General features: G+C 59.3%; 11 protein-coding genes and 1 other RNA gene. 3 read left to right on the top strand and 9 right to left on the bottom strand.

Translation table 11 applies throughout. The features are described from left to right. Positions 1-14 precede the first annotated feature (14 nt). The gene (locus PhaeoP97_RS06875; RefSeq protein WP_072504441.1) at positions 15-1,454 is read right to left on the bottom strand and encodes a cryptochrome/photolyase family protein; all 1,440 of its coding nucleotides are present in this window, start codon (positions 1,452-1,454) and stop codon (positions 15-17) included. Between the two features lie 32 nt (positions 1,455-1,486). Next, complete coding sequence (locus tag PhaeoP97_RS06870; RefSeq protein ID WP_072504440.1) at positions 1,487-2,710, bottom strand: aminotransferase class V-fold PLP-dependent enzyme; 1,224 nt, start codon at positions 2,708-2,710, stop codon at positions 1,487-1,489. A gap of 140 nt (positions 2,711-2,850) precedes the next feature. Between PhaeoP97_RS06870 and PhaeoP97_RS06865 the strand changes: the two genes are divergently transcribed. Next, a complete protein-coding gene (locus PhaeoP97_RS06865; RefSeq protein WP_072504439.1) occupies positions 2,851-3,231 on the top strand; it encodes a VOC family protein in 381 nt (126 codons plus the stop codon). 67 nt (positions 3,232-3,298) lie between these two features. Here the strand turns inward: PhaeoP97_RS06865 and PhaeoP97_RS06860 are convergent, their stop codons facing one another. Together PhaeoP97_RS06860 and acuI are read right to left on the bottom strand one after the other, a co-directional pair. Continuing rightward, entirely contained in the window at positions 3,299-4,936 is a 1,638-nt protein-coding gene (locus tag PhaeoP97_RS06860) for a BCCT family transporter (protein ID WP_072504438.1), read from the bottom strand. Positions 4,937-5,319: 383 nt separating this feature from the next. Continuing rightward, positions 5,320-6,312, bottom strand: a complete 993-nt coding sequence (gene acuI, locus PhaeoP97_RS06855) for an acryloyl-CoA reductase (protein WP_072504437.1) — start codon at positions 6,310-6,312, stop codon at positions 5,320-5,322. 188 nt (positions 6,313-6,500) lie between these two features. On the opposite strand from acuI, the gene PhaeoP97_RS06850 reads away from it, so the two are divergent. Beyond that, positions 6,501-7,250 carry a FadR/GntR family transcriptional regulator gene (locus PhaeoP97_RS06850; RefSeq protein WP_072506349.1) on the top strand — a complete coding sequence of 250 codons (750 nt, stop codon included), beginning with the start codon at positions 6,501-6,503 and terminating at the stop codon, positions 7,248-7,250. Positions 7,251-7,310: 60 nt separating this feature from the next. Beyond that, positions 7,311-7,663: a transfer-messenger RNA gene (gene ssrA, locus PhaeoP97_RS06845) on the top strand. A 63-nt stretch (positions 7,664-7,726) separates the two neighbouring features. Here ssrA and PhaeoP97_RS06840 read toward each other — a convergent pair. The 5 genes from PhaeoP97_RS06840 to PhaeoP97_RS06820 form a co-directional block, all read right to left on the bottom strand. Further along, positions 7,727-8,794 (bottom strand): helix-turn-helix domain-containing protein, encoded by a 1,068-nt coding sequence (locus tag PhaeoP97_RS06840; RefSeq protein WP_072504436.1) that lies wholly within the window; start codon positions 8,792-8,794, stop codon positions 7,727-7,729. 556 nt (positions 8,795-9,350) lie between these two features. Then, the gene (locus PhaeoP97_RS06835) at positions 9,351-9,941 is read right to left on the bottom strand and encodes a hypothetical protein (protein ID WP_072504435.1); all 591 of its coding nucleotides are present in this window, start codon (positions 9,939-9,941) and stop codon (positions 9,351-9,353) included. A 150-nt stretch (positions 9,942-10,091) separates the two neighbouring features. Next, positions 10,092-10,865 (bottom strand): 4'-phosphopantetheinyl transferase family protein, encoded by a 774-nt coding sequence (locus PhaeoP97_RS06830; RefSeq protein WP_072504434.1) that lies wholly within the window; start codon positions 10,863-10,865, stop codon positions 10,092-10,094. An 8-nt stretch (positions 10,866-10,873) separates the two neighbouring features. Next, positions 10,874-12,037: an acyl-CoA dehydrogenase family protein gene (locus PhaeoP97_RS06825; protein WP_072504433.1), complete on the bottom strand. Its 1,164-nt coding sequence runs from the start codon at positions 12,035-12,037 to the stop codon at positions 10,874-10,876. 9 nt (positions 12,038-12,046) lie between these two features. Then, the gene (locus PhaeoP97_RS06820; RefSeq protein ID WP_072504432.1) at positions 12,047-13,039 is read right to left on the bottom strand and encodes an LLM class flavin-dependent oxidoreductase; all 993 of its coding nucleotides are present in this window, start codon (positions 13,037-13,039) and stop codon (positions 12,047-12,049) included. Between the last annotated feature and the right edge of the window lie 2 nt (positions 13,040-13,041).

Below are 13,041 nucleotides of genomic sequence, written 5' to 3'. Positions count from 1 at the left end.
TGGCAAGGGATCTGTCAGTCGTCGGGCAGTTCCCGCTGTCCGTAAGCCTCCAGCGCACGGGCGCGTCCCGCCTTCAGATCAAGGAACGGCTCAGCGCGTGTGTCCTGAGGCGACAGCTCCCAGGACAGGGGGGTGGCGCGGTAGAAATCCAGCGCAGTTTGCGGCGGATTGGCCTGACCTTCGGCGATCCAGGCAGATTGGTAGCGGCCCTTGGGGTCGAATTTCTCCAGCTGACCATCGGGGTTGAAAATCCGAAAGAACGGCGAGGCATCGGGGCCGGACCCGGCCACCCACTGCCAGCCCATGGCGTTGGAGGCCGGATCCCAGTCCACCAGACATTCCTCAAACCACTGCTGGCCGATGCGCCAATGGGTGAGCATATGTTTGGTCAGAAAGCTGGCGACGATCATCCGGGCGCGGTTGTGCATTTTGCCGGTCACATAGAGTTCACGCATGGCGGCATCGACGAAATTATACCCCGTCTGGCCACGTCGCCAGGCATCGACCTGTTCGTTCTCCTGTTCGGACCAGCGGAAACTCTCCCACTCCGGCCGCCAGTTTCGGGTCAGGATATGCGGTGTGTGGAACATCAGGTGGTAGGCAAATTCGCGCCAGACGATTTCCTTTAGGAAATGTTCTGCGCCGGATTTCCCTGCCCGGCGCGCCTCCAACCCGTGATGCCACATGCGGCGCGGGCTGATCTCTCCCCAGGCGAGGTTTTCTGACAAGCCCGAGGTGGCATCCACAGCGGGAAAGTCGCGGTCCTGTTTGTAATCGGCGACGCGGGTGTCAAGGAATTCCGCCAGCCGCGCCTGCGCGGCATCTTCGCCAACGCGGCAGTATTGCGCCACCACATCTGCGCCACGGCGCATGGCGGCAGCCAGCCGCCAGCTGTCCAGATCGTCTGATGCTGGCCATTGCGCCGGCGCCGGGATTCGTGATGGGGCGGCGATCAGCCCGTCAACATCGCGGTCGCGCACGGATTTCCAGTAGGGTGAATAGACACGGTACATACCGCCAGTCTTGGTCTCGACCGTCCAGGGTTCAAACAGCAGATGGCCGCCAAAGGATTTGGCCGCAATTCCCTGCCCCTTCAGCTGGTCCTTGATGTCAGTGTCGCGGGCGATGGCCTGCGGATCGTAGGCGCGGGTCCAATGGACTGCGCCCGCGCCGGTTTCCGCAATCATCTGTGCCAGCACGTCAGCTGCCGGGCCACGCCGCAGGATCAGACGGCTGCCGAGCCGCTCAAGCACCTTGCCCAGATGCGCAAGGCCCAGGCCCAGTCGAAGCCGTGGGGCCGCGCCCAGATCCTCGTCCAGCGTGTCAAACACAAAGAGCGGGATTACAGGGGTGCCATTGGCCACAGCAGCCGCCAAGGCAGGGTTGTCGGCCAGGCGCAAGTCGCGCCGCAGCCACCAGATCACCGGAGCCTTCGACGGGGTAAGGTCAGTCATGAAAGATCAAAGCCTTTGTATCACATGTGTTTTCACAACACGCGATCTAGGGCCTCCATCAACTGTGTCATCTCTTTTTTCGAAGTGTAATGCGTAAAACTGAGCCGCAGCACTCCATCACCAATCGAAACGCCCATCGCATTCAGCGCGCGCAGAGCATAAAAATCTCCGCCACCGGCCATAATCCCCTCTTCTGCGAGTTCTGCGGCGACGCCTTCGGCGGGGCGATCCAGCGCCAGTGCCACGGTGGGCGCACGGTTGTTGGCATCCGAGGGGCCAATCAGGCGCAGATCATTGCGGTCCTTCACCATGTCCAGCAGCGGTTGCAGCAGCTCCACCTCATGGGCGCGCATCAGATCGTGGACAAAAGCGCCCTGTGCCGCCCCTTCGGTCAGCGGGCCACCGTGATGATGGGCCAGTGTCGCAATATAGTCGGCCATACCGGCACAGGCCGCGACCTGCGCATGATCCGGCCCCGCCGGGGTGAAGCGTTTGTAAAGCGTATCACCGTTGAAGAAATGCCCCTGATTGGGCAGCAGCTCCCCCAAGGCACGGCGGATCACCATCAGCCCCTGATGCGGCCCATATGTCTTGTAGGCGGAGAACAGATAGATATCCGGCCCCAGCTCGCCAACATTGGGCAGGCCATGCGGCGCATAAGAGACACCATCAACGCAGACAAAAGCGCCCGCCGCATGGGCCAGTGCGGTGATTTCGGTGACCGGGTTCAGCTCCCCGACCACGTTGGAGCAATGGGGAAAACAGACCAGGCGGACCTTTTCATCCAGCAGATTTTCCAGATCGCCCGGAGCCAGATGGCCGGTCTGCGGGTCGATCTGCCACTCGCGCACCTCAATTCCTGCATCCGCCAGACGCCGCCACGGACCACTGTTGGCCTCGTGGTCCTGATTGGTGACGATGATTGCCTCCCCCGGAGACAGAAGCTGACGAAAGGCCTGCGCCAGCACATAGGTGTTCTGCGTGGTGGAGGGGCCAAAGCTCAACTCATCAGTGTCAACACCCATGATCTTGGCCAAGCGGTGCCGCGCCTCATCCATTTCGGCCCCAGCCAGGGTCGAGGCCTCATAAGGCGCATAGGGCTGCACTTTGCGTTCGGTGTAGAACCGCGTCAGCCGATTGATCACCGGCTGGCAGGTATAAGAGCCGCCGGCGTTCTCGAAAAAGGCCTGACCCTGCAAATTCGGTGCTGAAAACGCCGGAAACTGGCTGCGGACATAGTCGATATCGAGGGCCATGGTCTCTCCTTGTTGCTGTCTCAAAAGAAGTGCCGTTCCATGCGGCCAAGGTCAAGCGCGGAGGTGGTCTTGGCTAATGACAGTTTCTGACATTACGACCCGTTAGCAAGGGGGTGTCATTTACCAAGAGGAGACGACAGATGGCTTATGAACCCAAGGATTTTCTGGTCTGGGGAGAGCTGCCGGTGACCGATATGGATCGGGCATGCGCGTTTTATGAAACCGCAACGGGTGCCAAGCTGGAGCTGGTCACCGACGGGCCAAACCCGATGTTGCTATTTCGCCTCAAGGATCGCGCCAATGGTGTGGCCCTCAGCATCTATCCCGGCACGCCCGCCCCGGATGGCGTCGGCCCTACCCTGCATCTGGCCGCCGAGGGCACGCTGGCCGACGTCATGACGCGGGTGACATCGGCCGGTGGCGAGGTGATTTCGGAACCTGTCCCACTGCCGGGTGGACGGTTTTTCTACGCAAAGGATCCTGATGGAAATTCGGTCGGATTTTATGAGGCGACCGCCTGATAAAAGGCGAAACGCCCCGGATCGTCTCCGGGGCGTTTTATCATGTCAGATATCGTACTGGCGGCGCTTATCGCGTTTCGGTTTGCAAGCCGCGCACAATGGCCCAGCACATCAGCAACAGCACCACCGTGAAGGGCAAGCCTGTGGAGATCACCATAGCCTGTAGTGCAACCAATCCCCCGCCAAGCAGCAGAACGATGGCAACAGCCCCTTCGAACACGCACCAGAACACCCGCTGCGGCATGGGGGCATCGACCTTGCCCCCGGCGGTGATTGTATCAATCACCAACGAGCCGGAATCTGAAGAGGTTACAAAGAATACAATCACCAAAAGGATGCCGACAAAGGAGGTGATTGCAGCCAGGGGCAACTGATCCAGCATCTTGAACAGTTTCAGCTCCAGTGCTGCATCCTGCGCGCCAGTATAGCCATCTGCCACCACCTGATGGATGGCGGTGCCGCCAAAGACGCTCATCCACAACACGCAGACAAGGCTGGGGATCAGCAAGACGCAAATGATGAACTCGCGCACAGTACGGCCCCGGCTGACACGCGCAATGAACATGCCCACAAAGGGTGACCAGCTGATCCACCACGCCCAGTAAAAGGCGGTCCAGCCCTGGCTGTAGTTGGCATCCTCGCGTCCGAAGGGCATCGAAAGTGCCGGGAGATATTGCACGTAGGCCAGAAGGCTGTCGAAAAACCCGGTGATGATCAGCAGTGTCGGGCCGACCAGCAGCACAAAGATCAGCAGCAGGAAAGCCAATCCCATGTTGATTTCGCTCAAAATTTTGACGCCGCCATCAAGGCCGCGCAGCACAGAGATCAGCGCCACGGCGGTGATGGCCGAGATCAGAACAACTTCTGTTGTGGCCCCAACGGGCACGCCAAACAGCTCATTCAAACCGGCATTGGCCTGTGTCGCGCCAAAGCCAAGCGATGTCGCAAGACCAAAGAGCGTGGCAAACACCGCCAGAATGTCGATGATATGGCCAGTCCAGCCCCAGACCCGTTCGCCGAAAATCGGATAGAAGGCCGAGCGGATAGTGAGCGGCAGACCTTTGTTAAAGGAGAAGAGTGCCAGTGACAGCGCCACAATGGCGTAGATTGCCCAAGGGTGCAGGCCCCAGTGATAGATCGTCGCCGCCATGCCGAGACGCACGGATTCCGCACTGTCCCCGGCGGCGCCGCCAAGCGGGGCCCAGTCGGTACGCGCCCCATTTTCGCCCATGCTTACCCCGCCAAAGGAGGTGGAATAATGGCTCATCGGTTCGCTGACGCCGTAGAACATCAGACCGATGCCCATGCCCGCCGCGAACAGCATCGCAAACCAGCCAGTATAGGTATAATCTGGTGCCGCATCCGCACCGCCCAGACGCACCTTGCCCCAGGGCGAAACGATCAGGAAAAAACAGAACAGGACGAAGAAGTTGCCGGCGCTGAGGAAAAACCAGTCAAACGAGCTGGTCACCGCCGGACGCAGCCAGCCAAAGAAAGCGGCGGCCTGTTCGGGAAGGACCAGCGCGTAGAAGACAAACAGCATGATGCTGATGCCGGAAACCATGAAAACGGGATTGTGGATGTCAAACCCAATCGGCCCCACCGATCCCTCTAAATTGTCCTGTCCAATTTCATATTCGGTGTCGATGACGGCGGCCTCACCGTCGGGGGCGGGTATGCCCTGATTGGCCGTTTCGTCTGTCATGCGCGTCCCTGCTTTGGTTTTTATGAACGTCCACAGACCCAACAACCCCACGGCTGCGCAGGTTCCCGCCGATTGCAAAAAATAGCAACAAACGACCTGCGTGCTGCGAGCAGCCCCTGCCGTGATCCCGCCCTGGCCTCTCTTGCGCCGTATCCTGCCGCAATGATCGCGGCACTGCATCAGCGCTGAGCCCAAGGCGCAGCAGCAGCTACGCAGCGATGGATCTATGCCAAGTGTAACAGAAAACTGCAAAATTGTCGCGCTCTATGGATCCCAGTTGGCGGGCCGCCGGAGGGCGCACGGGCCAGACGCGAAAACGCGCAGACTGGCTGCGCGTTTTCTTGTTGCTTGCCGCCAACTGTTGCGACGGCCACGCAATGTGATCAGGCGTTTACATCCACAACAACCCGGCCCTTTACCTGACCCTTCAGAATATCGGCGCCCAGCTGCGGCAGATCGGACAGCGTGGCCGGTTTGACCATCGCCTCCAGCTTGTCCATCGGCAGATCCGTTGCGATCCGCTGCCAGGCCCGCAGGCGGTTGTCGTAGGGCTGCATCACGCTATCGATGCCAAGCAGGTTCACACCGCGCAACAGGAATGGGATCACGGTTGCAGGCAGATCTGCCCCACCCGCCAGCCCAACCGCAGCAACGGACGCGCCATATTTCATCTGGCCCAGAACACGCGCCAGCATTGCGCCGCCGACGGCATCAATACAGCCCGCCCAGTTCTCACTCTCCAGCGGGCGCTTCACGGTTTCGTTCAGCTCTTCGCGCGGCACAATCTGGGTGGCACCCAGGCTGGTCAGATAGCCGGAGGTCTCTGGCCGACCGGTGACCGCTGCCACCTCGTAGCCGAGGTTCGACAGGATGGCGGTGGCAACCGAGCCGACACCGCCCGCAGCACCAGTGACCAAAACCGGACCGTGGCCTGGCGTCAGCCCGTGATCCTCCAGCGCCATCACCGACAGCATGGCAGTAAAACCTGCGGTGCCCACTGCCATCGCCTGACGCGTGTCGATCCCCTCCGGCAGCGGCACCAGCCAATCGGCGCGCACATTTGCCTTTTGCGCATAGCCGCCCCAATGGGCCTCTCCCACGCGCCAGCCGGTCAGCACGACCTTGTCGCCGGGCCGGTAGCGGTCATCGCTGGAGGCCTCCACCGTGCCTGCGAAATCAATACCCGGCACATGCGGGTACTTGCGCACCAGTCCCCCGCCCGGCCCGATGCAAAGGCCGTCTTTGTAGTTGACGGTGGAATAATCAACGGCGACGGTCACCTCACCCTCAGGCAGTTGATCCAGGCTCAGCTCTGTCACAGCCGCAGCAGTCTTGCCGCTGTCCTCATCCTTGGTCACAAGCAATGCATTGAACATGATGTCTCCTCCTCTGATGTCCCTTGACTGACCACGCGCGGTCGGCCCATCCGCCGATCCCGAACCAGAAAAATCCCCACCGAAACACAGCGGATCCTGTCCTGGGTGCACGACTCAGCTCTTGCTATTCAAATGTCAGACTTTTAAATGTCTGACAAATGATTTTTCCAAGTCAGCGGAGCGACAATATGAAGCTGGACCCAAAAAGCGCGGCGGATCTCTCTGCCCAGATTGCCCAGTCTATCCGCGACGCGATTGTGAGTGGCGCATTGATTGTCGACGAACGTTTGCCGTCGGAGGCCGAGATGGCAGAGCAATTTCAGGTCTCGCGACCCACCGTGCGCGAGGCGTTGAAGCGGCTGGCGGCGCAATCACTGATCCGCACCCAGCGCGGGGCCACAGGCGGGGCCTTTGTCAATCGGCTGAATTTTGAGGAGGCTTATGCGCAGCAGATCACCACATCAACGTTGCTGCTGAGCATGAATGCCGTCAGTTTCGACACCGCCTGCGAGGCCCGCTACGCGCTGGAGCGCGCCTGCGCCCCGCTGGCGGCCACCCGGCGCACGGCGGATCACCTTGCCACCATGCGGGCAGAGATTTTCCGACAGGGCCAGCCCGGTCTTTCGGATGAGGCGTTTTGTGCGTCTGATGTGACCTTTCACCGGGCACTCGTGGATGCGGCGGGCAATCCGGTTTTGTCCTATCAGCTGGCCGGCGCCGTAGAGGCGATGCAGCCGCTGATGAATATGATCACTTTCACCGCGCGGGACCGCGCCCGGATTGTTGCTTTGCATGGCGCCATTGCGGATGCCATTGAGGCCTGCGACGAGGTTGCCGCCAGCGCTGGGCTGACTGAATTGGACGAGGAGACGCGCGCGCTTGCCGCTGCGGTTTTTGCCCGGCGCGCCCGCGAGACCCCAAACGTTGTAAAAGCCTGAACTTATCTTGATTTTCCTACGCCTACCAACTCTGGCACCGTCATAAGAATATGTGATTTCCCCCTTTAACTCCGCCAATGCACCGCCTATATTACTGATGTTCCTTCGGGGACTATGGACATAAACGCGCTCGTAATAAGCGGATCGGACCCGGGGGCGGTACCCGGCGACTCCACCAAACATCCTTCATTTGGGGATCATGGGGTCGAAATAGGATCGACGAACGTCTAAAGGGGTTAGCTTTGTTTCGGCTGTCTGCCACCGTTATCGGCGAAACTTGTACAATTGCAAATGACAATCGTGCTCCGGCAATGGCAGTAGCAGCGTAAGCTGTTAATGTCGCCGAAACTAAGTCCTTGCGCCTAGCCGCGTAAGGCGGGGTTCGCAGGTACCTGGCAACAGAAACCTGCACTTTCTCCTCTTTTTTATCGCGCAGTATCTGGAAATCGCACTTATGCCTTGTCCTGTCTCAATATTTATTGAGGCGCACAGCTTGGGTTTGATGCGGCCTCTGCCCCGTCGCACCCAGGTGTGTATTTGTTCCGCCATGCCTGCGGGGTCATCCCTGTGACCCGCCGGAATTCCCGATTAAAGTTGGATTTGGTCTGGAACCCGACATCGAACATGATGTCCGTTACCGAACGACGGGTTGCCTGCAACAGGTCGCAGGCCTCTGCGATGCGGTAGCCATTGACGTATTGCGACACATTCATGCCAGCGGACCGGTTGATTGCCTGAGAGATCTGGCGAGATGGGATCAGCGCCTTGCGCGCCAGTCTTTCCAGGTTCAGGTTGGCGTCGCGGTAGACCTTGTCATCGTTCATCAGCTCTTCAATACGCACGATTGTGGCAGAACCGCTCAGCTCTTCTTCCTCTTCGATCCGGCGGGGTTGTTGCGGGGTTTCAGGCGCGCTGCGGCTGTTGCTGGCAAGGGTTGCCGCAAGGCCAAGCATCACCAGCGCCGCAAAATTCGCAAACAGGATGACGGAAGGAACATACTCAACATGTTTCCACATAAAACTGAGAAACAGGATCGTGTCGAGGAGGGCAAAAGATAGCAGCGACAATGCAGCAAAGAAGATGGCCCGGTAGGTGGAGTCCGCACCATCCAGCGGCGTAATCCCAAGCGCGTCTGTACCCGGCAACAGCAATCGCAAAATAACTACAGCATAAGACAGAAAAGTGACGACAACGACGATATCGACGGCCTCGCGCCACACAAACGTCAACCCGATCACCAGAACCGTTGGCAGGTAATGCACCGCCAGCCGCGGCGCCATCGGCCAGCGGTCGCGCTCCACCACATTCAAAACACCGGCATAAACCAAAGCCGGTACCAGCGTGGCGAGGATCGGTACGATGTAGGATGTGGCCTCGACGTCATAGCCCCAGCGCAAGCCCAGCAGAAACGATTGAACCGCGCTCAAGAGAATGAGTATCAGAAAAGGTCTGTTCTTATTCGCCGAGTCATCATTTCTGACGACATGGATGAATAGAAACAGCATCTGTGCTGAAAACATGAATTCGATCGGGATAAAAATCATTAGGTAAGTGCCTTACTGAGACTGTCGTCTTACGTCATTGCGAGGCGGGCGCGGCCGAGGATCGCGTCTCTCACCTCTGTTTGACGATGCCCTGTCCAGATGAAACGACTGTGTCAATTTCATATCCGGTGTCGGGGATGTTCGAATAAAAGACCTGGGGGGATGCGGGCCATGATGCGGTGCCGACATTAGGGTCGCCGGGCCTGCGTGTGAGGCCCGGCGGGACGATGATGATGTTGCCCCAGAGCGCTCTAATTTCGCGTGATATGGCTTGGGACTCCGCAGGATGAGACGGGACAATCTCGTGGAAGTCTGAGTTGTTCTGCGCCTCGGTCGCACCGCTGGTCACCCTACGTCAGTGTATTTTACCTATGAGAGATCCAGACCTCCCATAAGGTTATTCAATTTCCATCTGCTCTATAACAGGTTGTGAGCTTATTGCACAATTCCGTTTCTCAATATTCACATTTTGGCCAGATAGCCCCCTGGGTCATGCGGTCCAAGCCGCAAGGGTCCAGAACAGCATGTGATCAGCATCCATCGCCACGCTGGTGTTTTATTCCGTGCGGAATGAGACATGCGACAGGTTCAGCGGCACTGCCACATCCACGTTTTCACGTTTTGTCGCGGGGCCGAACTCCAGGCGGGAAATCGCCTTTGCCCCAGTCAGCTTGAAATGTGCCGCGTCGCCGGTAAAATTCACCACCGCGTTCTCCGATGCGATATCAACCGCACCAAAAGCACCGCGAATATCCGCAACAAGTTTGGCGACCTCAACCTTGAGGCCCAGCTCTGGCGGCATGGCGATGTGCAGCTCCGGTTCGCACCACCAGCTGGTTTCGATCCCGGATCGCGTCAGATGGATCTCTAAGGTGTCACCGCTCTGTTCGACGCGGGCATCCAGTCGGCAACCAACGCTGTTCCCGGTCGAGATTTCCAGCGTTTGCGCCGCGCCGATTCCGTTGCTCAGCTTCAGCGTGGTTTCATCGCCAATCAGCCGGACCGTGGTGATCGGGGTCGCCAGTTCAGGGATCTGCACGCTCTTTGCAATGGCGGCACCGCTGCCGATGCCAAGCGCGGCCAGACCAATGGCCATAAAGCGGGTGAGATGAGATAGCGACGGGGGGCGGAAACGATGGGCGGTCATGGGATACCTCTTGGGTCTGCTGACCAGTCGCGGATTTCAGATCGCGACCGGTTGCTGCGGGTCATGTCCCCTGTCGTGAAATATCAGGACTGCGCCAGAGGACGGGGTCAATCTGGCTGATCGCGGTAGCGCGCGCGTCCTCAATACGGATTAAGGACGGCCAGAATGTGGTTTGCGGAAAAGAGAACCTGCTGGGCTGGGGATGTCTGCCTCAGAAAGATCGAAATGATGGACCTCGAGCGCCGGTCGTTGAGCGGCCAGAGCAGCCTTGTATCCGGGTGTCGGTGTCCAGGTGACCAATGTCCAATCATCAGGCCTGCCTATGTCACAGCGCATAAGCTCGGCACGGTCCTCAAGACACTGGACCGCAAATCCCTGCAGTGGCTGCGCAAGCCCCTGCCCCGTGGCCTTGATATAGGCCTCTTTCAGCGCCCATATCTGGGTGAAATAGTCTGACCTCAGATGTACAGGACATGTTGCCAGCGCAGTATATTCTTCGGGCGCAAAGAAACGGCGGGCGACGGCCTCGGACCTGTGGCCGCCTCGCTGTTGTTCAATATCGACGCCCAGCTCGCAATCGTCGGCCACCGCGATCAGCAGCATCTGCCCGGAATGCGACAGGTTAAATGACAGCCCGCGCCCGTCAACAAGCCCTGGCTTACCCCCTTCAGCGGTCCTGAACCTGAGGTTTCTGGCCGGACGGCCATCATAGGCTGCAAGAACATGTCGCAGGGCCACATGCGACGCGGCATAAAGCGCGCGCGCGTCGGTGTTTGCGATGCTGGCCATTCGCGCCTGCTCTGACGGTGACAGGACGGTTGGGTCAAGATCAGCCAAAGCGCCGCAGCCCACAGTCCCCTGCCACAGGTGAACCTGCCCCGGTTGCAATGCGGGGACCGGGACATGATGATCAGACGCGGGCATGCACCACCTCACAGGATGTTTGCGAGGCTGCTTCCCACCACATTGCGCATCACTTCGCTGCTGCCGCCCCAGATGGTTTGAATCGCACTGTCGAGCACGTCCTGCGTTGCGGTGTCAGGTCCCTCCGTGCAATAGCCGCGGGCACCAGATAGTTGCAGTTTCGCCGCCGCAATCGCAGCCAAGGTCTCGGTACTGCGCAGTTTGGCGATACAGGCATTGCGATTGTCCAACCGTCCGGCCAGATGATCTGTAATGCAGCTGTCGACAAAGGATCTGTTGGCCATGGCCTCACCATAGAGATCAGCCAGCCGGAATTGCGTTGCCTGATAATCCAATGTCGTTCCCTGCCCGGTCTGGCGTGTACTGCACAGCTTCACCGTCTCTTGCAGCAGCGTCTCTGTCATGGCCTGAGCATAGACCGCAAGCACCAGCCGTTCGATGCTCAGGAAGCTCACCAGATAGAAGAACCCCATGCCGCTGGCCCCCAAGAGATTGCCCTGTGGCACGCGACAACCGTCAAACCGCAAATGGCTGGTGTCAAGCGCAGGCATCCCGGTTTTGTTGATCCGGCTGCGCGTCAGGCCGGGTGCGTCGGCATCCACTAGCACCATGTCAAAGCCCGTGGGTTGTCCGGTCCCCCCATCCGTGCCCCCCTTACGGGCGGCCACGATAATGAGATCGGCCTGAGAGCCGTTTGAGATATGTGTCTTCTCCCCCGTCAGGACAATCTCGTCACCGTCCTGTTCTGCCGCGCAGCTCAGCGCATGCAGATCGGAGCCGCCTTGCGGTTCGGTCAAGGCAATCGCCCCAATGCGCCGCCCTGAACACAGGCCCGGCAGATATTCCTGCCGCTGAACCTCATTCCCCAAGCGGTGCAGATAGGGGGCGACAATATCGCTTTGAAGAAAGGTCAAAAGACCGCAGAGCCGCCGTTTGGCGATTTCTTCAATGATGACCACTGAGTCCCGAAAATCGCCACCGTGCCCGCCGCAGTCGGTGGGGATGGTACGACAGAGCAACCCTGCCGCACCAGCCTGTTGCCAGATCGCACGTGGAGCCTGTCGATCCGCCACCCATTGCGGGTGATCCGGCACCACCTGTGTCTCCAGAAAGTCAGCAATCTGGTGGCGCAGGGTTTCATGATCTGCTTCGAATAGAGTGCGTTTGAACATAATCGCCGCTCACACCACCGGTTGCTGGCAAAGATCGAAGGCCCGCATGGTGTGGGCCAGATCGTCGCGCCCTTGCGGCACGTCAAGGATCAGCGTTTCAAACCCCAGCGAAATATAGCTTTGGATGTAGTCTGCTACCTCTTCGTAGCTGCCGACAAGATACGGGCAGAAGGTCTTGTAGTTCTTGATCGGAAACAGCCAATAGGCCCCGGACCGCGCATCTTCCAGTTCTTCGGCCACGGCTGAGATCTGCTGGTGCCAGATGGAATCGGATGTCCCCTGTGCCATGCGATGGGCCAATTGGCCGCGCCGGTCGGCCGGGAACCGCGCACGGGCTTCCTCCCAGGCGTCTTCGCTGCGTGGACGGGCAATCACGCCAAATCGCACGCCAAGGTTTTTGCCCGCAACTGCGGCTTGATCCAGCTGCTCGCGCGGTTTTGTGTAGCTCAACCTTGTGGCCCCCAGCGTCGCGGCTGTGGCCTGGCAGGCGGGTGACATACCGGACACAAAGAGATCCGGCATCAGCGCCTCGTCCAGCGCAGGCTCCAGTCGCAGCCCCTCAACCTGGTAGTATTCCCCAGCCAGCGTCACGGTTTCGCCGTGCAACAATGCCATCATGATCTGGCTGTATTCGGTCAGCCGATCATAGCGCGGATCATGTTCGGCCTGATCGCCAAGCTGTTTGAGATCCCGCACGAACCCGCCTGCAACCATATTCAACGCCAGTTTGCGTCCGTAGAGGAACCCCAGCGATGAGATTTTTCGCGCCACTGCCAACGGATGCATATAAAGCGGCTGGGTTGCGACCAATGGCACAAATTTGGATGTGCGTTCAATGGTTGCCTGGGCGACCGTCCATGGGTCCATCAACGAATTGTCTGTGTAGATCAACATGCCCTCAACGCCTGCATCCTCATGCCAGCGGGCGATATCGGCAATCCTGCTCAGATAATCCCCTGCGCTGGACCGAACAGAGGGGGGAGCCGTGGTAAAGAGTTTCATCG

Source organism: Phaeobacter porticola (genome assembly GCF_001888185.1).
GTDB lineage: Bacteria > Pseudomonadota > Alphaproteobacteria > Rhodobacterales > Rhodobacteraceae > Phaeobacter > Phaeobacter porticola.
Note: the sequence above shows the minus strand (reverse complement) of the source record. Positions and strands in the feature narration are given on the sequence as shown.